General features: G+C 72.6%; 22 protein-coding genes and 1 riboswitch. Of the genes, 11 read left to right on the forward strand and 11 right to left on the reverse strand.

Features of this window, described 5'->3' with window-relative positions:
• Nucleotides 1-83: 83 nt before the first annotated feature.
• A riboswitch (cobalamin riboswitch) is annotated at nucleotides 84-224 on the reverse strand.
• Nucleotides 225-365: 141 nt separating this feature from the next.
• The 3 genes from ACWCQS_RS11675 to ACWCQS_RS11685 all read right to left on the reverse strand — a co-directional run bounded on the left by ACWCQS_RS11675 (nucleotide 366) and on the right by ACWCQS_RS11685 (nucleotide 2,780).
• A complete protein-coding gene (locus ACWCQS_RS11675; protein ID WP_451004248.1) occupies nucleotides 366-593 on the reverse strand; it encodes a hypothetical protein in 228 nt (75 codons plus the stop codon).
• A 34-nt stretch (nucleotides 594-627) separates the two neighbouring features.
• Complete coding sequence (locus tag ACWCQS_RS11680) at nucleotides 628-1,878, reverse strand: anion permease (protein ID WP_451004249.1); 1,251 nt, start codon at nucleotides 1,876-1,878, stop codon at nucleotides 628-630.
• Between the two features lie 143 nt (nucleotides 1,879-2,021).
• A complete protein-coding gene (locus ACWCQS_RS11685) occupies nucleotides 2,022-2,780 on the reverse strand; it encodes a lysozyme (RefSeq protein ID WP_451004250.1) in 759 nt (252 codons plus the stop codon).
• Nucleotides 2,781-2,970: 190 nt separating this feature from the next.
• On the opposite strand from ACWCQS_RS11685, the gene ACWCQS_RS11690 reads away from it, so the two are divergent.
• The 3 genes from ACWCQS_RS11690 (at nucleotide 2,971) to ACWCQS_RS11700 (ending at nucleotide 6,691) form a co-directional block, all read left to right on the forward strand.
• A complete protein-coding gene (locus tag ACWCQS_RS11690) occupies nucleotides 2,971-3,633 on the forward strand; it encodes a class II aldolase/adducin family protein (protein WP_451004251.1) in 663 nt (220 codons plus the stop codon).
• Between the two features lie 172 nt (nucleotides 3,634-3,805).
• Nucleotides 3,806-4,933: an alpha/beta hydrolase gene (locus ACWCQS_RS11695; protein ID WP_451004252.1), complete on the forward strand. Its 1,128-nt coding sequence runs from the start codon at nucleotides 3,806-3,808 to the stop codon at nucleotides 4,931-4,933.
• 267 nt (nucleotides 4,934-5,200) lie between these two features.
• Entirely contained in the window at nucleotides 5,201-6,691 is a 1,491-nt protein-coding gene (locus tag ACWCQS_RS11700) for a hypothetical protein (RefSeq protein WP_451004253.1), read from the forward strand.
• 16 nt (nucleotides 6,692-6,707) lie between these two features.
• Here ACWCQS_RS11700 and ACWCQS_RS11705 read toward each other — a convergent pair whose 3' ends face one another.
• Nucleotides 6,708-7,121 (reverse strand): VOC family protein, encoded by a 414-nt coding sequence (locus ACWCQS_RS11705; RefSeq protein ID WP_388634875.1) that lies wholly within the window; start codon nucleotides 7,119-7,121, stop codon nucleotides 6,708-6,710.
• A gap of 718 nt (nucleotides 7,122-7,839) precedes the next feature.
• Between ACWCQS_RS11705 and ACWCQS_RS11710 the strand changes: the two genes are divergently transcribed.
• The 3 genes from ACWCQS_RS11710 to ACWCQS_RS11720 all read left to right on the forward strand — a co-directional run bounded on the left by ACWCQS_RS11710 (nucleotide 7,840) and on the right by ACWCQS_RS11720 (nucleotide 10,942).
• A complete protein-coding gene (locus tag ACWCQS_RS11710; RefSeq protein WP_388634873.1) occupies nucleotides 7,840-9,438 on the forward strand; it encodes an ABC-F family ATP-binding cassette domain-containing protein in 1,599 nt (532 codons plus the stop codon).
• Nucleotides 9,439-9,761: 323 nt separating this feature from the next.
• Nucleotides 9,762-9,983: a helix-turn-helix domain-containing protein gene (locus ACWCQS_RS11715; RefSeq protein WP_017948860.1), complete on the forward strand. Its 222-nt coding sequence runs from the start codon at nucleotides 9,762-9,764 to the stop codon at nucleotides 9,981-9,983.
• Between the two features lie 155 nt (nucleotides 9,984-10,138).
• Nucleotides 10,139-10,942, forward strand: coding sequence for an enoyl-CoA hydratase/isomerase family protein (locus ACWCQS_RS11720; RefSeq protein WP_451004254.1), 804 nt, complete (start codon nucleotides 10,139-10,141; stop codon nucleotides 10,940-10,942).
• 38 nt (nucleotides 10,943-10,980) lie between these two features.
• Here ACWCQS_RS11720 and ACWCQS_RS11725 read toward each other — a convergent pair whose 3' ends face one another.
• A complete protein-coding gene (locus ACWCQS_RS11725; protein WP_451004255.1) occupies nucleotides 10,981-11,700 on the reverse strand; it encodes a nucleopolyhedrovirus P10 family protein in 720 nt (239 codons plus the stop codon).
• Nucleotides 11,701-11,797: 97 nt separating this feature from the next.
• Here ACWCQS_RS11725 and ACWCQS_RS11730 point away from each other — a divergent pair, with 97 nt between their 5' ends.
• Genes ACWCQS_RS11730 through amaP form a run of 5 tightly spaced genes read left to right on the forward strand, consistent with a single transcriptional unit; the run spans nucleotide 11,798 to nucleotide 14,078 of the window.
• Complete coding sequence (locus ACWCQS_RS11730) at nucleotides 11,798-12,271, forward strand: Asp23/Gls24 family envelope stress response protein (RefSeq protein ID WP_451004256.1); 474 nt, start codon at nucleotides 11,798-11,800, stop codon at nucleotides 12,269-12,271.
• 48 nt (nucleotides 12,272-12,319) lie between these two features.
• Complete coding sequence (locus ACWCQS_RS11735) at nucleotides 12,320-12,514, forward strand: hypothetical protein (protein WP_388634865.1); 195 nt, start codon at nucleotides 12,320-12,322, stop codon at nucleotides 12,512-12,514.
• Nucleotides 12,515-12,520: 6 nt separating this feature from the next.
• On the forward strand, nucleotides 12,521-12,877 hold the full coding sequence (locus ACWCQS_RS11740) for an Asp23/Gls24 family envelope stress response protein (RefSeq protein WP_388634863.1): 357 nt from the start codon (nucleotides 12,521-12,523) through the stop codon (nucleotides 12,875-12,877).
• On the forward strand, nucleotides 12,877-13,491 hold the full coding sequence (locus tag ACWCQS_RS11745) for a DUF6286 domain-containing protein (RefSeq protein WP_451004257.1): 615 nt from the start codon (nucleotides 12,877-12,879) through the stop codon (nucleotides 13,489-13,491). The genes ACWCQS_RS11740 and ACWCQS_RS11745 overlap by 1 nt, the downstream gene beginning before the upstream one ends.
• A gap of 5 nt (nucleotides 13,492-13,496) precedes the next feature.
• A complete protein-coding gene (gene amaP, locus ACWCQS_RS11750) occupies nucleotides 13,497-14,078 on the forward strand; it encodes an alkaline shock response membrane anchor protein AmaP (protein ID WP_451004258.1) in 582 nt (193 codons plus the stop codon).
• Between the two features lie 15 nt (nucleotides 14,079-14,093).
• On the opposite strand, the gene ACWCQS_RS11755 is transcribed toward amaP, so the two are convergent.
• The 6 genes from ACWCQS_RS11755 to ACWCQS_RS11780 form a co-directional block, all read right to left on the reverse strand.
• Nucleotides 14,094-14,849: an SDR family oxidoreductase gene (locus ACWCQS_RS11755; protein WP_451004259.1), complete on the reverse strand. Its 756-nt coding sequence runs from the start codon at nucleotides 14,847-14,849 to the stop codon at nucleotides 14,094-14,096.
• A 5-nt stretch (nucleotides 14,850-14,854) separates the two neighbouring features.
• Entirely contained in the window at nucleotides 14,855-16,639 is a 1,785-nt protein-coding gene (locus ACWCQS_RS11760; protein ID WP_451004260.1) for a glycoside hydrolase family 15 protein, read from the reverse strand.
• A 103-nt stretch (nucleotides 16,640-16,742) separates the two neighbouring features.
• Nucleotides 16,743-17,537 carry an SURF1 family cytochrome oxidase biogenesis protein gene (locus tag ACWCQS_RS11765; protein WP_451004261.1) on the reverse strand — a complete coding sequence of 265 codons (795 nt, stop codon included), beginning with the start codon at nucleotides 17,535-17,537 and terminating at the stop codon, nucleotides 16,743-16,745.
• A gap of 49 nt (nucleotides 17,538-17,586) precedes the next feature.
• Nucleotides 17,587-17,820: a hypothetical protein gene (locus ACWCQS_RS11770; protein ID WP_055704294.1), complete on the reverse strand. Its 234-nt coding sequence runs from the start codon at nucleotides 17,818-17,820 to the stop codon at nucleotides 17,587-17,589.
• A 113-nt stretch (nucleotides 17,821-17,933) separates the two neighbouring features.
• Nucleotides 17,934-18,926: a DEDDh family exonuclease gene (locus ACWCQS_RS11775; RefSeq protein ID WP_451004262.1), complete on the reverse strand. Its 993-nt coding sequence runs from the start codon at nucleotides 18,924-18,926 to the stop codon at nucleotides 17,934-17,936.
• A gap of 71 nt (nucleotides 18,927-18,997) precedes the next feature.
• Nucleotides 18,998-19,681: a TetR/AcrR family transcriptional regulator gene (locus tag ACWCQS_RS11780; protein WP_451004263.1), complete on the reverse strand. Its 684-nt coding sequence runs from the start codon at nucleotides 19,679-19,681 to the stop codon at nucleotides 18,998-19,000.
• Nucleotides 19,682-19,776 lie beyond the last annotated feature (95 nt).

Consider the following 19,776-nt stretch of genomic DNA (forward strand, 5'->3'; position numbering starts at 1 on the left):
GGTACAGGAGCGGGCCTGGTACTGGTCCTTCGGCAGCCGGGCATGGCGATCTGTGTCCTCACTCAGGGTGTCCGCGCCCTGGTTCGACGAGATTCGGCGGTGAGAGTTCCTGGCTCCCGGGGGTTCTTCCCCGGTGACAGTGGCGGGACCGCGCCGGATTCGCACCGGCTTCCTCTCCTGCCGCCGTACATGGCCTGGGCAGTCCACCACGCGCTCCGAACGGCCGTCAACTTGCCGTTGACCTGCGAGGGGAGAGTGTGCCGATCCCCACATCCTGGGGCGCCCGTGACCCCTGGGCATGGCGAAGGCTCCTCTCCGTCAGGGACGGAGAGGAGCCTTCGGATTGCCCGGTTCGTGCTGCTCGGTCAGGACTTGGAGACGATGAGGTAGATGCCGTACGACACCGCCGCGGCACAGGCGGCGAAGCAGAGGTAGGCGCCGGTGACGGCGAGGGCGGCGGAGTCGCCCTGGGCCGCGGCCTTCTCGCGCCGGGCCAGACCGTTGACGCCGAGGGTGAACAGGGCCACCAGGCCCACCGTGAACACGAGGCTGACGCCGAAGACGGAGCCGAGGGCCGACCAGTCGATCTTCATGGGGTTGCTTCCTTGGTTACCGGTGTGGCCGGGGTCAGACGGTGGCGGCCGGCGGGGCGGCCTCGGGCGCGGCCTCGGCGGCGGCCGGGGAGGGGATCGTGGCCGTCAGGTCCGCGGTGATCGTGCCCGCCGGGGGCGGGGTCACCGCGGCGATGGCGGTGGTCACCACGCCGGCCGGCTCCTCGGGCACGTCGACGACGTTGGTGTGGTCGACGACCTCGCGGCGGGAGATCTTCCAGATCGTGGCGCTCGCGGCGACCAGGAAGACGGCGACGACCGCGGTGCCCCAGTCACCCAGGTCCGTGACGGACTCGGCGCCCGCGCCGACCAGCGCGGCGGCCGGGAGGGTGAGCACCCAGGCGACGGCCATGCGGGTCGCGGTGGACCAGCGGACCACCCCGCCCTTGCGGCCGAGGCCCGCGCCCATCACCGAGCCGGAGACGACATGCGTGGTGGACAGGGAGAAGCCCAGGTGCGAGGAGGCCAGGATGGCGGTCGCGGCGCTGGTCTGGGCGGCGAAGCCCTGGCGCGGCTCCAGCTCGGTCAGGCCCTTGCCCATGGTGCGGATGATCCGCCAGCCGCCGATGTAGGTGCCGAGCGCGATGGCCAGGCCCGCGGAGAGGATGACCCAAGTGGGAGGGTTCGAGCCCGGGGCGATGGCGCCGCCCGCGATCAGCGCGAGGGTGATGATGCCCATCGTCTTCTGGGCGTCGTTGGTGCCGTGCGCGAGGGAGACCAGGCCGGCGGAGGCGATCTGGCCGGCGCGGTAGCCCTTGCGGGTGGCCTCGCCCTCGGCCTTGCCGCCGATGCCGTAGGAGAACCGGGTGGCCAGCATCGAGGCGACGCCTGCCACGATCGGGGCGGCCACCGCGGGGAGCAGCACCTTGGTGACCAGGACGTCACCGTGCACCGCGCCGAAGCCGGCGGAGGCGACGGTGGCGCCGATCAGACCGCCCATCAGGGCGTGCGAGGAGCTGGAGGGCAGGCCCACCAGCCAGGTCAGCAGGTTCCAGAGGATCGCGCCGACCAGGGCGGCGAAGATGACCTCGGGACGGATGCCGGTCTCGTCGACGAGACCCTTGGAGATCGTGTTGGCGACCTCCACGGAGAGGAAGGCGCCCACCAGATTGAGGGCGGCGGACATGGCCACCGCGATCTTGGGCTTCAGGGCGCCTGTCGAGATGGCGGTCGCCATCGCGTTGGCGGTGTCGTGGAAACCGTTCGTGAAATCGAACGCGAGAGCGGTTACTACCACTATCGCGAGGATCAGCGAGAAGCTTTCCATTTACCCAGGCAATCGTTCGAGGTCATTGGCTGGATGACCGTAGGCAACCTGAGTGAACAAAAGGTGAACTGGGGTGGGCGTCAGAGTGTCCAGGGAGGGAGTTCGAGGTTCCGCTCGGCTCCGGCGGCCCAGGCGCCCCTTGGCTACCAGCCCCGGGCGAAGGTCCGCAGCCGGCTCGCGGACCCGTTGAAGAGATTCTGGTCACCCGGCAGCCGGCCGTCCGCGTCGAACTGCCAGAACATCCAGTGCCGCCAACCACCCGGCAGCGGCCCCGGCCGTGAGGTGCCGTGCCGGGCGATCCACAGGGCGTGGCTCCCGGCGAAGGCATGGCTGTTGCCGGTGCAGAGCCGCCACCACTCGGTCGTCGTGTAGATCACCGGACGGCGGCCGGTCTCCAGCTCGATCTCGTCGCTGAAGGACCGGATCCAGCGGACCATCCGCGTCCTGTCCAGTCCGTAGCACTCGTCCTTCTTGCTGTACGGGTTGTCCTCGATGTCCAGCGCGGGCGGCAGGGTCCGGCCGTCCGCCACCCAGTCCCCGCCGTTCCGCACGAAGTACTCGGCCTGCCGGGCGCCGGAGGACCTGTCCGGCCGGGCGAAGTGGTACGCGCCCCGGTACAGGCCCGCCTCGCGCGCGCCGTCGTACTGCTGGGAGAAGTAGGGGTTGCGGTAGTCCGTGGACTCGGTCGCCTTGACGTAGACGAACCGCGCGCCCGTCGACCGGGCGGTCGCCCAGTCGACGGGCTTCTGGTGGGACGAGACGTCGTGTCCCCGGGGCAGGCCCGAGGCCGCCGGTGCCGAAGGATCGGCCGCCGCGGACGCGGTGCCCGTGAGGGCGAGCGCCGCCATGGCCGCCGCGAGGGCACCGGCGCGGTGACGGAGAGGGGTGCGTTTGTCGGCCATGTGTCTCCCCGGGTCGGCGGACGAGAGAACGTCCCGTGGGCAAGGGAGACCATTGAAGGTCCGCTGATCGCCGAATCAGCGCCTCTTCACGGCGATTCACCTGGTCTTTCGCCCGTTCGGGGGCATGCGCTTCCGGCCGGAGGCGACCGTCCGTCCCTCCTCCCGTGGGCCCGGCTGGCAGGATCGCGGCATGGCTGGACAGCGGCGGGACATGGAACAGGAACGGATCTGGGCGGAACTGGTCGCGACGGCACGGCGGACGGTGGCCGACGGGCTGGTGGTCGGCACCTCCGGGAACGTCTCGGCGCGCGTGGGCGACCTCGTCCTGGTCACCCCGTCGGGCGTGCCGTACGACCGGCTCACCCCGGACGACATCACCGGCGTCGACCTCACCGGACGCCAGGTGCTCGGCACGCTGGTGCCGACCAGCGAGCTGCCCATGCACCTCGCCGTCTACCGCACCACCGACGCCCGCGCGATCGTCCACACCCACGCCGTGCACGCGACGGCGGTCTCCACCCTCGTGCCCGAACTCCCGCTCGTCCACTACATGGCGGCAGCCCTGGGCGGCCCCGTCCGGGTCGCCCCCTACGCCACCTACGGCACCGACGAGCTCGCCGAGCACATGCTCCGTGCCCTGACCGGCCGCTCCGGCTGCCTCCTGCAGAACCACGGCACGATCACCTACGGCACCACCCTCGACCAGGCCTACGACCGCACCGCCCAACTGGAGTGGATGTGCCGCCTGTGGCTGACGGCGTCCTCGGTACCGGGCCTGACCCCGTCCCTGCTGACGGAGGCACAACTGGCGGAGGTCGGGGAACGTTTGAAGGGGTACGGCCAACGGAGGTGACCCCGTGCTGCCCAGCCCTTCGCTCCGGCGTCTTCTCGTCCCTGGTGTCCGCCGCGGCGGCGCTCAGCCACCACGCACGTGTCCGGCCGCGCCCAACCCACCGCGCCCCGACGCTCCTCGCCGCCCCGCCTTTCCACTGGCCGGTAGGCCCAACCCCCACGACACTGGACCCGTGCGCCCAGTCAAAGCGACCGCCACCGCACTGACCGCGGTCCTCGCCGCCGGCGCGGCGTCCGTCGCCGCCGGCCGGATCGCCAGCGACGCCGCCCTGAAGGCGCCCGCGGGCCGCCCCCTGCCCACCGAACCCCGCCTCACCGTGCACAGCACCGCCGCCGGCCGGATCACCCTCACCCGCGACCTGGCCTCGCTGCGCCCCGGCACCTACGGCCTCGCCGGCGACGGCTCGCACGCGGTCGTCGGCCCCGTCCTGGAGGCGGCCCGGCACGCGGCCGACACTGTCGTACGCCGCCTGGAACGCGTCACCCACGGCACCCTCGCCCCCGGCGACCCGGTGTGGCTCACCCCGAACCTGTACGTCGGCAATCCCGGCACCGCCCTCGGCCTCGACCACACCGACATCGACGTGCCCGGCGAACTCGGCGAGCTGCCCGCCTGGTTCGTGCCCGGAGCCCGGGACACCTGGGTGATCGCCGTGCACGGCCTCGGCACCACCCGGGAACAGGCCATGAACCTCATGGCCCCCCTGCACGCCCGCCGGGTGCCGGTCCTCGCGCTCGCCTACCGGGGCGACCACGGCGCTCCCCGCCCGCCGGACGGCCTGAGCCACCTCGGCGAGACCGAGTGGCGCGACCTGGACGCGGCGATCCGCCACGCCGTCCGCCGCGGCGCCCGCCGGGTCGTCCTGCTCGGCTGGTCCACCGGCGCCACGATGGCCCTGCGCGCCGCCGAGCACTCCCCGGTGCGCGAGCGCATCGCCGGACTGGTCCTCGACTCGCCGGTGCTCAGCTGGGAGGCCACGCTGCGCGCCCTCGCCCGGGCCCGCCGCACCCCGCAGCCGCTGCTGCCGCTCGCGGTGCGCGCCGCCCAGGGCCGGGCCGGCCTGCACGCCGACCGGGTCCCCGAGATCACCGACCCCGACGTGCTCACCGTACCGACCCTGATCTTCCACGGGCCCGACGACCAGGTGGCCCCCTGGGAGTTCTCCCGCCGGCTCGCCCGCCGCCGTCCGGATCTGGTCGCCCTGCACACCGTCCCGCAGGCCCCGCACGCGGCGATGTGGAACGCCGACCCGAAGGAGTACGAGGAGCGGCTGCGCCGCTTCCTGACCCCGCTGGTATGAGGGCGCTCCCCGGCCCGCCCGCAGGTGCAGGAAGTCCCGGCGCCGGGCATTCCGTTTCATGCGTGCCGAGGCCGTACGACTGGCCTGATCACCCCTCCTCGCCCCGACCCGAACCCGGTGCCTTGGCCAGCCCCGTCGCCCGCCGTGACATTCCGTTTGGGTTTTCGGACCGTCAACCGGAAGACTGCACCCGTGACGTCCCGTATCCCGCGCGACTCCAGGCTCCGACTCGTCCGACCGCGACCCCTGGCCGCCGCCCCCAGAGCTGTGAACCAGCGGCGCCCGCGCCGCCCCGCACCCCGGCCGCCGGAGGGCACCCCCGCCCCCGCGGAACTGGCCGGAATCGCCCGCACCGGACTGGCCGGCCCGGTCCGGGTCGCCCGCTGGGCCGACGCCGCACTCGGCCCCGGCAGCGACGGCGCCACCGCCGACGGCAAGGCCACCCTGTCCGACGCCACCGCCCGGCGCGCCGCCGCCGACCTGGGCCTGAGCGTCACGCAGATCCGCACCGACTGGGACACCGCACGCCTCGCCGGACTCGTAGAGGTGCACGGCGACAGCGCGCGCCCCGGCTGGCGGCTGCGCGCCTGGGACCGTGACGACAGCGCCGTACTGCGTGGCTGGGTCGCCCTGTTCGACGCCTGGTCGCTCGCCTCCCCGGAACCCGAGGGGCACGAGCCGGCCGCCGTCGCCGAGGTCGTCTCGGCCATGCCCCAGGTGCTCTCCTTCCTCCAGCTGTCCGCCGGGCCCGTCCCGGTCGAGCAGCTCCTCGACCTGCTCCAGCAGCGGGTCACCGAACTGCGCACCGAGCGCTGCGAGGTGCCCTACGAGCCCGGCACCCAGCAGCCGGCCGGGCCCGGGCCCGCGCGGCCGACCGTGCCGGCGGCCCGGCCGCCGTCCGAGCCCCGGTCCGCACAGCCCGCCGCGCCCGGGGCGGAGCGGCCGTCCGAGCCGGGACACGCGCTCCCGGCCGCCGACTCCCCGAGCCCGGCGGAACTCGCGGCCGCCGTCCCGGAAGACGCCGCGCCCACCGGCGACGCCCCGCTCGACCCCCTCCTCGACTGGGCGCTGCGGGCCCTCGCCTCGGTCGGCGCGCTGACCTACGGCGACGGCCAGGCCACCCTCACCCCGCTGGGCAGCTGGGCGGTGTGGGTCAAGCTGGAGCAGATCTGCGTGGCCGCGCAGAGCCCGGCCGGCAACATCGAGCAGTCCGCCGAGGACATGCTCCGCGGCTGCGCCCAGCTGCGCCCCAACGCCGCCCGCGCCGAATACCGCGCCTGGCTCGCCGCCCGCACCGTCGGCGATGCCATCACCGAGCTGATCCACGCCGCGCGCGGTGATGACGCGCTGCTGCGCGGCCTGGCCTTCGAGGCGCTGCGCGTCGTCGGCGCCCCCGCCGAGCCCGACGTACGCGCCGTCGTGGACGAGCCGGCCCTGCGGCCCTACGCCCTGCTGTGGCTCGCCGAGCACGACGGGATCGACCCGGAGGACGCCCACGAGGTCCTCACCAGGGAGGAGGCGACCTGGCTGTGGGTGGACACGGCCGCCGCCGTCGCCGACCACGGCGAGTCGCCGATGCTGGTCCGGCATCTGGAGTCCGCGGTGCAGCCCACCGTCCCCCAGCTGCTCGACGAGGTCCGCGCCGTCGGGCACCCGCGCACCGTGCAGGTCCTGGTCGCGCTCGCCGCCGCGCATCCCGACCCGGCGCTGGCCAAGGCCGTGCGCCGGGCCGCCTTCCAGGTGCACACCGGAGGATGAGCGGCGCGGGGGTCGCTCAGGCGCCGATCTCGGGGGCGTACGTCCCGAAGCTCCAGATGTTGCCCTCGATGTCCCGGGCCATGTAGTCCCGCGAGCCGTAGTCCTGGTCCGTCGGGGGCATCAGGATCTCCACGCCGTGCTCCAGGGCCCGCTGGTGGTGGGCGTCCACGTCGTCCACGACGACGTACACCCCCGCGGGCCCGGCGTCCTTCATCGCCGCGTCGAAGAGGCCGCCCCGGCCCTTGGAGCCGATCATCACCGCGCCGTTGCCCTGGACCAGCTCGGCGTGCATCACCTTGCCGCCCTCCGTCTCGTACACCGACAGCTCGGTGAAGCCGAGGGCCTCCGTGAGCTGTCTCATCGCCGCCTTCGCGTCCCCGTACAGCAGCGTGGGGTAGAGGCTCGGCCGTCCGCCGCCCGTGCCTGCCATGCCGATCACTCCTTCGTGCGTCGGTTCTGTGGCGTCTCGTTCAGTCTTGCAGCCACCACTGACAACGCCTCAGCGAAACGTGCCCCACGGCCCGCTGCCGTCGGCCCGGCCCCACCACCGAGGCACCCCCGAACGGGCAACTCCCCACCTACTCGCCGTCTCGGTCCGGCCGTCACCCGCGGCGCCTGGCAGCGTGCTCGGGGTGGGGGACGCTGGGTCGTCCGGGGCCTTGTGCGGGCGGTCCGCCGATCCTGCCCGGCGGGGAGTGGCGTGTGCTGAACCGCCGGGCGCCGAGGGTGTCGCCCCTCACATGCGTCCGGTCCCCCACTCGGTGCGCCGGCACCGGGTCCTGCCCGATGCGGCCGGATGCCCCCCGCGGGGCGGCGCCGGTGTGCTGCGCGGTGATGCCCGCCGACGAGAGCTGTGTGTTCCGGTCCGCGGGCGTCGTACCTGCGCGGCACGGTCCTGTTGATCGCCCTGCCGTGCGCGCAGGGTGCCTGGCCCTGGACGGCCTCGGGCGGATCGTCCCGGGCCGCACACCGCTCGGCAACGATCTTCAGCGGCGGTCTCCGCGGCGCGGACCGAACGCGCGGACGTAGAAAAACCGCTTGCATGGCCCCGTTAGACTTTGTCTCATGGCCATTCTCCTCGCGCATTAGACGGCGGGAACGTCCTCAGCCGCCCACCCGCCAACCCCTGTACGCCCTGGAGTCTGTCCTTGATCTCCGCCTCCGGTATCGAGCTGCGCGCCGGTGCGCGCGTCCTCATCGAGAACGCCACCTTCCGTGTCGCCAAGGGCGACCGCATCGGCCTCGTCGGCCGCAACGGCGCCGGCAAGACCACCCTCACCAAGTGCCTCGCGGGCGAGGGCATCCCGGCCGCCGGCCAGATCACCCGCTCCGGCGAGGTCGGCTACCTCCCGCAGGACCCCCGCACCGGCGACCTGGACGTCCTCGCCCGCGACCGCGTCCTGTCCGCGCGCGGCCTCGACGTACTGATCCGCAAGATGCGCGAGAACGAGGAGCGCATCGCCACCGGCAAGGGCGCCACCCGCGAGAAGGCCCTCAAGCAGTACGAGCGCCAGGAGACCGAGTTCCTCACCAAGGGCGGGTACGCCGCCGAGGCCGAGGCTGCCACCATCGCCGCCGCGCTGAACCTGCCCGACCGCGTGCTCGGCCAGCCGCTGCACACCCTCTCTGGCGGTCAGCGCCGCCGTATCGAGCTGGCCCGCATCCTCTTCTCGGACGCGGACACCCTGCTCCTCGACGAGCCGACCAACCACCTCGACGCGGACTCGATCATCTGGCTGCGGGACTACCTGAAGACCTACCGCGGCGGCTTCATCGTGATCTCCCACGACGTCGATCTCGTCGACACCGTGGTCAACAAGGTGTTCTACCTGGACGCCAACCGGTCCACGATCGACATCTACAACATGGGCTGGAAGCTCTACCAGCAGCAGCGCGAGGCCGACGAGAAGCGCCGCAGGCGGGAGCGGGCCAACGCCGAGAAGAAGGCCGCCGCCCTCAACGCCCAGGCCGACAAGATGCGCGCCAAGGCCACCAAGACGGTCGCCGCGCAGAACATGGCCCGCCGGGCCGAGAAGCTGCTCTCCGGCCTCGAAGAGGTCCGAATGTCCGACAAGGTCGCCAAGCTCCGCTTCCCGGAGCCCGCGCCCTGCGGCAAGACCCCGCTGATGGCGGAGGGCCTGTCGAAGTCGTACGGCTCGCTGGAGATCTTCACCGACGTCGACCTCGCCATCGACAAGGGCTCGCGGGTCGTCATCCTCGGCCTCAACGGCGCGGGCAAGACCACGCTGCTGCGCCTGCTCGCCGGCGTCGAGAAGCCCGACACCGGTGAGGTCGTCCCCGGCCACGGCCTCAAGCTCGGCTACTACGCCCAGGAGCACGAGACCCTGGACGCCGACCGCACGGTCCTGGAGAACATGCGCTCGGCCGCCCCCGACATGGACCTGGTGGAGGTCCGCAAGGTGCTGGGCTCGTTCCTCTTCTCCGGCGACGACGTGGACAAGCCGGCCGGCGTGCTCTCGGGCGGCGAGAAGACCCGCCTCGCCCTGGCCACCCTGGTCGTCTCCGCGGCGAACGTGCTGCTCCTCGACGAGCCGACCAACAACCTCGACCCCGCCAGCCGCGAGGAGATCCTCGGCGCCCTGCGCACCTACAAGGGCGCGGTCGTCCTCGTCACCCACGACGAGGGCGCCGTCGAGGCGCTCCAGCCGGAGCGGATCATCCTGCTGCCCGACGGCGTCGAGGATCTGTGGGGCTCCGACTACGCGGATCTCGTCGCCCTGGCGTGATCCACTGCGTATGGATCATTCGGCTCATCCGTGATCCATCATCTGTGTGAGATCTCCTCGTATCGAGGTGTGTCGTACACGGAATTCCCGGCCGATCCCTTGCGTACCAAGGGATCGGCCGCCGCGCGTCCCTGACCTGGCACTTCGCGAATCCACCCGTTCGGCCCCCTCGACACCACCCCATGGAATCCTTGATTCCGCTTGTGGGGATCGACTCCTGTCGTCACAACGATGTCTCACGGACCTTGCCGAATGGGTGGCCATCAGGCCCAAGAGGGGTGATCATGAGGGGACCAGAGCGCACTTCCCATGAGGAGGCACGGGTGGCCGAGACTCTGAAGAAGGGCAGCCGGGTGACCGGCGCCGCGCGCGACAAGCTCGCGGCAGACCTGAAGAAGAAGTACGACTCCGGTGCGAGCATCCGGGCGCTGGCCGAGGAGACCGGCCGCTCGTATGGCTTCGTACACCGGATGCTCAGTGAGTCGGGCGTCACGCTTCGTGGGCGTGGCGGAGCGACCCGGGGCAAGAAGGCCGCATCGACCTGACGCCGGGCGGCCATCGGCTTCGATGGTGGGCCACCCGGTCCCCCTGGGCTCTTATGGGGCCCAGGGGGGACCCCAGCTCAGCCGGGTGGTTACTGTGCAGTCACTTAAGCATGCCGTAGGCATGCCCGGATGACCGCACCCATCGGAGGCGCCCCATGGCTTCGCCCGACCAGGACCTCGCTCCTGTACTCGACAAGGACGGCGTACGGCTCACCGTCGACGACGCGCTCGCCACGGTGACGCTGACCAACCCGGCCAAGCGCAATGCGCAGAGCCCCGCTCTGTGGCGCGCGCTCACCGAGGCCGGCCGGCTGCTGCCGGGCTCCGTCCGTGTCGTGGTGCTGCGCGGCGAGGGCAGGTCCTTCTCCGCCGGGCTGGACCGGCAGATGTTCACCCCGGAGGGGATCCCGGGCGAGGCGACCTTCATCGAACTCGCGCGCCGTGACGACGCCGGGCTCGACAAGAGCATCGCCGAGTTCCAGGAGGCGTTCACCTGGTGGCGGCGGAACGACATCGTGTCCATCGCCGCTGTCCAAGGGCATGCCATCGGGGCCGGCTTCCAGCTCGCGCTCGCGTGCGATCTGCGGGTCGTTGCGGACGACGTGCAGTTCGCCATGCGCGAGACCAGCCTCGGCCTGGTCCCCGACCTGACCGGCACGCACCCGCTGGTCGGTCTCGTCGGCTACGCCCGCGCGCTCGAGATCTGCGCGACCGGACGGTTTGTCGGCGCCGCGGAGTCGGTGGCGTCCGGGCTGGCCAACGTCGCCGTGCCGGCAACCGAACTCGATGCGGCGGTGCAGGACTTGGCGGCTGCGCTGCTGGCTGCGCCGCGGGACGCCGTCGTCGAGACCAAGGCGTTGCTGCGCGGGGCGCTGGGCCGCGACTACGAGGCGCAGCGTGCGGCCGAGCGTGCCGCCCAGGCACGGCGACTTCGGGAGCTGGCCGGCCTCGGCGAATGAGCCCTGCGCCGGTGAGGCACCCTGCGCGAGCGGGCCGCTCAGCCGACCGCCGTCACCAGCACGGCCACCGTCGGCCGGTCCTCCAGCGCATCCCTCACGGCCGTCCGGACCCGCCGAGCCACGTCGATGGCTCGGCAGTCCGTGCTCGTCGTCAGTTCCACGCGCGCGTGCCGGTGCGCCAGCGCCGTACCGGCCGTGCGCTCCGCCAGGTGCACCCCCCGGCCCACCCCGCCGAGGGAACCCGTCAGCCCGGTCACACCGGGGACGGACAGCGCGGCTGCGGCCACCCGGATCTCGTCCGGGTCCGAGGGCTCCCGCGCGGGCACCGGCCGCGGTGCACGCACCTCCGCGGGCGACTCCGCCGCCAGCAGGTCGGTGACCCGCAGGTCCACCTCCGTCACCGCGAGCCCGAGCCGCTCCGCCGCGGCCGTCGCCAGTGTCAGCCGTAGCTCGGAAGCGACGGCCGGCAGCGGCTCGGTGGCCGTCGCGGCGAAGTCCGCCGTCAGCCGCAGCGGGCCCGGCGACAGCGCACTCGGCGGCGCCGGTACGACAGGCTCGTGAACCGCCTCCGGATCGGCGAGCGCGAGCCGCAGGGTGCCGAGCCGCACCCCGGGCATCCCCTCCGCCGCCGCGCGTTCCAGTACCGCCGCGGCAGCGGCCTCCGCGATCCACACGCCGTCGCGCGGCCCGCCGAGCGGCAGCAGCCGTCCCAGCCCGACCTGGCGCCGGACTACCTGTGTCCACCGGTCAGCCGTCATTCCTCCAGCCTGCCGTATCACCGGGGCGCGGTCGGGGAACCTTGCTTACGGTGGGCGGAGGACGATCGAAGGGGACGACCGAAAGGGACGTACCGCGATGACCGACATGACGACGACCCCCGAGGGCGAACACGAGCCGCAGGTTTCGACCCGCAAGACGACCCGGCGCGGCGGTGGTGATCCCGCGGCCCGCGGACGGACGACCATCGCCGACGGCGTCGTGGAGAAGATCGCCGCTCTGGCCGCCCGGGACGTGGTCGGCGTACACGCCCTGGGCAGCGGCCTGGCCCGCACCCTGGGCGCCGTGCGCGACCGGGTGCCCGGCGGCTCCAAGGCGGTCACCCGGGGCGTGAAGGCCGAGGTCGGCGAGGTGCAGACGGCGCTCGACCTGGAGATCGTCGTGGACTACGGCGTCTCGATCGCCGATGTCGCCCGCGCCGTGCGGGAGAATGTGGTCGCCGCCGTGGAACGCATGACCGGACTTGAGGTGGTCGAGGTCAACATCGCCGTCAGCGATGTCAAGTTGCCCGAGGAAGAGGACGAGGAGCCCGAGCCGCCCCGGATCCAGTGAGGCCCCGGCGACCCGACACCGCACTCCCGACGAGCTGAGGAGCGAGGCATGAGCATGGCCGTGGTCGGCATGATCGCCGGAATGGCGCTGGGCTTCGCCGGGTACTTCGGCGGCTTCGGTGCCTTTCTGCTGGTGGCGGCGCTGGGTGCGCTGGGGTTCGTCGTCGGCCGGTTCGCGGAGGGCGACCTGGAACTGGGTGACTTCTTCCGCACCCGCGACGGCCGGCGCGAACGGCGGCGGTGACCGACGGTGAGTGCCGAGTCCGGCGCGGTGCGCCCGCCGTCGGCCCTCGTGCCGCCGGGCGAGCGCGGCGCCACCCGGATCGCCGACCGGGTCGTGGCGAAGATCGCCGCGCAGGCCGCCCGTGAGGCGCTGCCTCCGCTGCCCGCCGACGCGGCGGCCCCGCACGCCACGGTCGTCGTCCACCAGGAGACGGCCCGCGTGAGCCTGTATCTCGAACTCGGCTACCCCTGCGACATCGGCGCCCACTGCGCCGCCGTGCGTCGTCATGTCGCCGAGCGGGTAGGCGCGTTGGTGGACATGGCGGTGCCCGAGGTCGCCGTCCAGGTCGAACGGCTGCACCCGGCACCGCACGGGAGGGCGTGATGAGCGAACCCCAGTCGACTGCACCGACCCTCGACAAGGACCCCGGCACCACCCCGTCCGCACCCGCCGAGGGCAGCGGCCGCTTCTGGTCCCCGCGCCGCGTGCCGGCCGCCGTCGTCGCGCTCCTGCTGCTGGCCGGCGCGGGCGTGCTGCTGTACGACATCGCCGCCGTACGCGCCCACCACCCCGCGATGCACTGGCGCCGCGCACTCGCCCGGCAACTGGCCGAACGGCCCCTGGACGACGTCTGGGTGCTGACCGGCGCGGCCGTCGCCGTCGCACTCGGCCTGTGGCTGATCGTCCTCGCGGTCACACCCGGCCTGCGCGGGCTGCTGTCCATGCGGCGCCCGCACCCCGATGTCCGCGCCGCACTCCGGCGCGACGCGGCGGCGCTCCTGCTCCGCGACCGGGCCATGGACATCTCCGGGGTCCGGTCGGTCCGGGTGCGGATGCGCCGCACGAAGGCCGACGTCCGTGCCGTCTCGCACTTCCGTGATCTCGACGAGGTACGCGCCGACCTGGACACCGTGCTCACCGACGCGATCCGGGGCCTCGGCCTGGCCCGGCCGCCCGTGCTGTCCTTGCAGGTGGCCCGGCCCGGACGGAAGGGGTGACGGCGATGCGCGGCGGCGGCCTCAACCGCGTCCTGCTGGCCCTGGTCGGCCTGCTCCTGCTCGCGCTCGGCGGCGCCGTGCTGGCCGTCGGCCTGGGGGCGCCGCCGCCCTCCTGGTGGATCCACACCGGCCCGCACGACGTCCTGCTCACGCGGGCCGAGCGCACCCACTGGCGGGCCGCCGGGTGGTGGTGGCCGACGGTCATCGCCGCCCTGGCCCTCGTCGTCCTGCTCGCCCTGTGGTGGCTCACGACGGTCCTGCGCCGCCGCCGGCTGACCGAGATCCTGATCGACACCGGCGACGACGAGTCCGCCCTCCTGCGCGCCAGGGCCCTGGAGTCGGCCCTCGCCCAGGACGTCGTACAGCAGGAGGGCGTGGCGCACGCGGAGATCCTGCTGCGGGGCCGCCGTACGGCGCCCGCGGCAAGGGTGTGGCTCCAATTGGAGCCGCACGTCGACCCGGCAACGGCCCTGAACGAGTTCACCGCCAAGGCCCTGACCCGCGCCCGCCAGTCGGCCCGCCTGCCTGCGCTTCCGGCGGAAGTGCGGCTCGGGTCGGTCAGGTACCGCGCGGAAAGGGTCACTTGACCGCGAACGGCGACTTCAGAAACCGTGCCGCATGCCCCCGTCCACGGGCAACATGACTCCGCTCAGATAGGACGCGGCCGGAGACAGCAGGAACGCCGCCACCTTCCCGAACTCCGCCGGAGTCCCATACCTCCGCAACGGAATGCGGGCCTCGTTCGCGGTCCGGGTGGCCTCAGGATCCGCCGACAACGCGTCCAGCTCGCGCACGCGGTCGGTGTCGATGCGCGACGGCAGCAGCCCCAGCACCCGGATCCCGCGCGGCCCCAGCTCGTCCGCGAGCGACTTGGCGAACCCGGCGAGCCCGGGCCGCAGCCCGTTCGAGATGGTCAGCCCCGGAATCGGCTCGTGCACCGACGCGGACAGCACGAATCCGATGACGCCGCCCGGCTCCAGCTCGGCCGCCGCCGCGCGAGCGAGCCGGACCGCACCGAGGAACACCGACTCGAACGCGGCACGCCACTGCTCGTCGGTGTTGTCCGCGACGAACCCCGGCGCCGGCCCGCCCACGCTCACCAGGACGCCGTGGAAGCCGCCGAAGTGCGCACGCGCGGCCGCGATCAGCCGCTCCGGGGCCTCGGGGTCGGCGTTGTCCACGCCCACGCCCACCGCGTTCGGGCCCAGTTCGGCGGCGGCGTCGGCCACCCGCTTCTCGTCCCGGCCGGTGATCACGACCTTCGCCCCGTCCGCGACGAGTTCCCGCGCGGCGGCGTTGCCCAGCCCGCGGGTCGCCCCGGTGACGACGTACACCCGGTCCTTCAGTCCAAGATCCATGGCCCCTATCCTGCCTGGTCGTCCCCGAAGAGCGTGAGGGCGGTGTTCACCAGCGCGATGTGGCTGAAGGCCTGCGGGAAGTTGCCCAGATGGCGGCCGTCGATCGGGTCGTACTGCTCGGCCAGCAGCCCCACGTCGTTGACCAGGCCCACCAGCCGGTCGAACAGCTCCCGTGCCTCGTCCTTCCGGCCGGTCAGATACAGGGCGTCGGCCAGCCAGAACGAGCAGGCCAGGAAGGCGCCCTCGCCGCTCGGCAGCCCGTCGATCACCGAGTCCTCGGTGTCGTAGCGGCGCAGGAAGCCGCCGTGCCCGAGGGTGTGGCGGATCGCGTCGACCGTGCCGACCACCCGGGGGTCGTCGGGCGGGAGGAAACCGACGCGCGGGATGAGCAGCAGCGACGCGTCGAGTTCGCGGGAGCCGTAGTACTGGGTGAAGGTGTCGCGCTCGTGGTCGTAGCCCTTCTCGCACACCTCCTGGTGGACCTCGTCGCGGAACCTGCGCCAGCCCTCCAGGTCGCCCTTGAGGTCCTTGTACTGCTCCAGGGTCTTCACGGCCCGGTCGGCGGCCACCCACACCATCACCTTGGAGTGCACGAACTGCTGCCGGCCGCCGCGCACCTCCCACAGGCCCTCGTCGGGCTGCCGCCATGCCGACTCCAGGAACTGCATGAGGGCGCGTTGCATCGCCCACATGTGGGGCCGCGGGGACAGACCCGAGTTGCGGGCCAGGGCGAGCGAGTCCATCACCTCGCCGTACACATCGAGCTGGAGCTGCTCGACCGCGCCGTTGCCGATGCGTACGGGGGCGGAGTCGGCGAAGCCGGGCAGCCAGGACAGCTCCATCTCCGGCAGCCGCCGCTCGCCCGCGACGCCGTACATGATCTGCAGGTCGGCCGGGTCGCCCGCGACCGCGCGCAGCAGCCAGTCGCGCCAGGCCGAGGCCTCGTCGTGGTAGCCGGCGTTGAGCAGTGCGCCGAGGGTGAGGGTGGAGTCGCGCAGCCAGCAGTACCGGTAGTCCCAGTTGCGCACCCCGCCCGGCTTCTCCGGCAGCGAGGTGGTCGCCGCGGCGACGATCCCGCCGGTCGGGATGTAGGTGAGGGCCTTGAGGGTGATCAGGGAGCGGACGACCAGGTCCCGGTGGGGCCCCCGGTAACGGCACTGCCGACTCCAGCCCTGCCAGTCGGCGACGCTGCACTCCAGGCCATCGAAGGGGTCGTTGAGCGGCGGGCGCTCCTCGTGCGAGGGATGCCAGGTGAGCACGAACGCGACCCGCTCGCCCTCGGCGACGGTGAACTCGGAGTGGGTGCCGAAGTCCTCGCCCCAGGTGCGCACGGACGGCTCGGAGCGCAGCCAGACCGAGTCCGGGCCCGCGACGGCCACCCGGTGCCCGTCCGCGCGGCGCATCCACGGCATGATCGAGCCGTAGTCGAAGCGCAGCCGGAGGGTGCTGCGGACGGTGACCCGGCCGCTGACGCCTTCGATGATGCGTACGACGTCGGGGGCTCGGTCGCGCTGCGGCATCAGGTCGGTGACCCGGACCGCGCCGTCCGGGGTCTCCCACTCGGTGTCGAGGACCAGGGTGTCGGGCCGGTAGGCACGGCGCGAGCAGGTGTCCGCTCCCTTCGGGGCGATCCGCCAGTAGCCGTGGTCCTCGTCGCCCAGCAGCCGGGCGAAACAGGCGCCGGAGTCGAAGCGGGGCAGGCACAGCCAGTCGATCGAGCCGTTCTTGCCGACCAGCGCCGCGGTCTGCTCGTCACCGATGAGTGCGTAGTCCTCGATGCGCGCGTTCACGGGATCCGGTTTCCCGGCGGGCCAGAGGGCCAATCAGGTGGTGCGCCGGGGGAGTGACGCAGCCCGCGCGATGCTTCCCGTTACGCTTCCCCGTGGTGCCCGGTCAGACCGTGGCCGGTGCGCTCTCCTCCGGCTTCACGGTCGCCGCGGCCTCCTCCCGGTCGCGGATCTCCCGCCGGACCAGGAACCACCAGCCGACCGGGACGCCCGCGGCGAACAGCCACCACTGGATCATGTACGCGTAGTTCAGCGGGGCGTCCTCGCTGCCGGGGTCGGAGATCTGCTCCGGGCCGCCCTTGGGCGTGGGCGCCGTCTGCTCGACATAGCCGCCGAGCACCTGCGCGCCGAGCCGGTGCGCCTCCTCCGTGCTGTTGATCAGCATGATCTGCCGGTCTGGCAGGCCCTTGACGTTCTTGATGCCGCTCGCCGCGGTCGTCTCGTCGGCCATCAGCCGCCCCGTGATGGTGGTGCGGCCGGACGGCGGGGCGGGGATCTTGGGGAAGGCGGTCTGGACGCCGTCCGCCGGGATCCAGCCGCGGTTGACGAGGAGGACCCTGCCGTCCGTGAGGACGAGCGGGGTGAGCACATGGAAGCCGACCTCGCCGTCGGAATTGGTCCGGCGCCGGACCACGACCTCCCTGGCGGTGTCGAAGGTGCCCGTCGCGGTGACCGTGCGGTACTTCTCGGTGCGGGTCACCGTGTGCCCGGGAGAGGTCAGCCGCTCGACCGGAACCGGCTTGGCGTGCAGCGCCGAGGAGACCAGGTCGTTGCGCGCGGTGCGCTCCTCGTACCGGTGCTTCTGCCAGAAGCCCAGCCTGATCATCGTCGGGATCAGTGCGATCGCGACGATGCTGAGGATCACCCACTGGCGGGACGACAGGAAGCGGTAGCGGTGCACCCCACGACGGTACATCCGGGCCGTGGGGTGCATTCAGGCGGGTACCGGGTCACACCCGGTCGACGATTCCCACCTTCCCCTCGGCGCGGGCGCAGTGTGCCCCGCAGTAGAACCGGCCGTCGGCCTCCACGCCCTGGCCGATGATCTGCACCCGGCAGTGCTCGCAGATGGGGGCCATCCGGTGGATCGCACAGGAGAAGCAGTCGAAGACGTGCACCGCGCCCTGTGCGTGGACCTCGAAGGTCATTCCATAGTCATTGCCGCAAACTTCGCATTTCGCCATGCGCCACAGGGTGAGCCCGTCACCGGCGCGCGGCGAGCGGTCGCCGGGTGAGTCGTCCGGCAACCACCCGTTCGTACGATTTCCTGCCGGTTCGGGGACGGTCTTGCGTGCCGCTATCCGTCGGCGGGCTCGACGTCCCGCAGCAGCTGCCCGAACGCGGCCTCGTCCACGATCGGCGTGCCGAACTGCCGCGCCTTGACCACCTTGGACGTGCCCGAGTCGGGGTCGTTGGTCACCAGCAGGCTGGTCAGCCGGGAGATGCTGGACGCCACGTGCAGACCGGCCTCGGTGGCCCGGTCCTCCAGCAGCTCGCGCTCGACGGAGGTGTCCCCGGAGAATGCCACCCGCATGCCCTGTTTGAGGCGTTTGCCGTCTTCATAGCGACCCGGGTTGAGATAGGGGCATGCAGGCCTTTTGCGGGAGGGTCGCCAACTGGTCGTCCGGTAGCCGCCGTAGCCCCCGTACCCGCCCGACGACTGCCGCGGCACCGGGCGGTCGGACCACTCCGTCAGCGGCCGGCACTCCAGCAGCGGCAGCCGTACGCCGCCCGCCGCCGCGGCCCGCAGGCTCGGCCGGAACGCCTCCGCCAGCACGCGCGCGTCGTCCAGCGCGTGGTGCGCCCGCTGCTGTACGACGCCGTAGTGCGCCGCCAGCGACTCCAGCTTGAAGTTGGGCAGCGGCAGCCCCAGCTCCTTCGACAGTGCGATGGTGCACAGCCGCTGACGCACCGGCGCCTCGCGCTCCGCGCGCGCGTACTCGCGCGCGATCATCTGCCAGTCGAAGACGGCGTTGTGCGCGACCAGCACCCGGCCGTCCAGCCGGGCCGCGAACTCCTCGGCGATGTCCGTGAAGAGCGGCGCCCCTTCGAGCACCTCGCTCGTCAGACCGTGTATCCACACCGGTCCCGGATCGCGCTCCGGGTTGACCAGCGTGTACCAGTGGTCCTCGACCTCGCCGCGCTCGTCCAGCCGGTACACGGCCGCCGAGATGATCCGGTCGTCCCGGGCAAGGCCGGTGGTCTCCACGTCAACGACCGCGTATCCCTTCGGATACGCGGCCGGCCACTGGGTGGGGGAGGACACTGCGGTCGCACGGTCTTCGAGCATGGTCACTGAGGATACGGGCCACGACTGACAGCGCGGTCCGGCAGGTGCCGGAGGCTTCGCCGGCTTGCCGCTCAGCCGCTCGGCCGCCGCACACGCGTGCGTGCCGAGTCGGACGAGTGGGTGGGCAAGTGGTCGGCCAGAAGCGACCGCACCAGCGCCCGTACGGCCGTCACGAACAGCCGCTCGGTGTCCACCGGCCGGGCCAGCACACGCGCCAGCGCGGCGTCGCCCCCGGCGGCCTCCGCGCTCCACAGCTCCTCCTCGCCGGGGCACTGCACGGGGGCCCGCTCTCGGTTGCGCTCGACCAGCACATGCCCGACGACCTGGAACTGCACCGCCCGGACGAACTCGGCGGCCCGGGCGCCGCGCAGACCGGCCGCGTGCGCCTCGCGCACCAGGACCCGCTGCGCCGGCAGGAACATCCGCTCGGTCAGCCCCCGCTCGTGCACCAGGGCCACCAGATGCGGATGGTCGCGCAACTGCCGGCGCAGGGCGCGTGCCACGGAGACCACCCGCTGCTCGGGCGTGCGCCCGCACGGCCGGATCTCGCCGAGCTCGGCCACGGTCCGCTCCACGAGCGCGTCGAGCAGCGCCTCCCGGCCCCCGACATGCCAGTAGATCGACGTCACGGCGGTGCCCAGCTCCGCTGCCAGCCCCCGCATGGTGAGCGCGTCCGGACCGTGCCGCTTCACCAGTCCCGCGGCCGCATCCAGCACCGTCCGACGGCTCAGCGCACTCCTCGACCCGCTCGGCATGATCCCCCAACTCCCGTCCGCCCCCGTGGGTTTACCCCTCATCGAGTCTGCTGTAACTGTGTTACAGATGACGGCCCGTCAGAAGAAGGGCGGTA

Source organism: Streptomyces sp. NPDC002076 (assembly GCF_053593835.1).

Excerpts from the sequence above, each read along its gene's own strand:
- ACWCQS_RS11675 (WP_451004248.1), bottom strand. The coding sequence starts at position 593 with ATGAAGATCGACTGGTCGGCCCTCGGCTCCGTCTTCGGCGTCAGCCTC.
- ACWCQS_RS11680 (WP_451004249.1), bottom strand. The coding sequence starts at position 1,878 with ATGGAAAGCTTCTCGCTGATCCTCGCGATAGTGGTAGTAACCGCTCTC.
- ACWCQS_RS11685 (WP_451004250.1), bottom strand. The coding sequence starts at position 2,780 with ATGGCCGACAAACGCACCCCTCTCCGTCACCGCGCCGGTGCCCTCGCG.
- ACWCQS_RS11690 (WP_451004251.1), top strand. The coding sequence starts at position 2,971 with ATGGCTGGACAGCGGCGGGACATGGAACAGGAACGGATCTGGGCGGAA.
- ACWCQS_RS11705 (WP_388634875.1), bottom strand. The coding sequence starts at position 7,121 with ATGGCAGGCACGGGCGGCGGACGGCCGAGCCTCTACCCCACGCTGCTG.
- ACWCQS_RS11720 (WP_451004254.1), top strand. The coding sequence starts at position 10,139 with ATGGCTTCGCCCGACCAGGACCTCGCTCCTGTACTCGACAAGGACGGC.
- ACWCQS_RS11725 (WP_451004255.1), bottom strand. The coding sequence starts at position 11,700 with ATGACGGCTGACCGGTGGACACAGGTAGTCCGGCGCCAGGTCGGGCTG.
- ACWCQS_RS11730 (WP_451004256.1), top strand. The coding sequence starts at position 11,798 with ATGACCGACATGACGACGACCCCCGAGGGCGAACACGAGCCGCAGGTT.
- ACWCQS_RS11735 (WP_388634865.1), top strand. The coding sequence starts at position 12,320 with ATGAGCATGGCCGTGGTCGGCATGATCGCCGGAATGGCGCTGGGCTTC.
- ACWCQS_RS11745 (WP_451004257.1), top strand. The coding sequence starts at position 12,877 with ATGAGCGAACCCCAGTCGACTGCACCGACCCTCGACAAGGACCCCGGC.
- amaP (WP_451004258.1), top strand. The coding sequence starts at position 13,497 with ATGCGCGGCGGCGGCCTCAACCGCGTCCTGCTGGCCCTGGTCGGCCTG.
- ACWCQS_RS11755 (WP_451004259.1), bottom strand. The coding sequence starts at position 14,849 with ATGGATCTTGGACTGAAGGACCGGGTGTACGTCGTCACCGGGGCGACC.
- ACWCQS_RS11770 (WP_055704294.1), bottom strand. The coding sequence starts at position 17,820 with ATGGCGAAATGCGAAGTTTGCGGCAATGACTATGGAATGACCTTCGAG.
- ACWCQS_RS11775 (WP_451004262.1), bottom strand. The coding sequence starts at position 18,926 with ATGCTCGAAGACCGTGCGACCGCAGTGTCCTCCCCCACCCAGTGGCCG.
- ACWCQS_RS11780 (WP_451004263.1), bottom strand. The coding sequence starts at position 19,681 with ATGCCGAGCGGGTCGAGGAGTGCGCTGAGCCGTCGGACGGTGCTGGAT.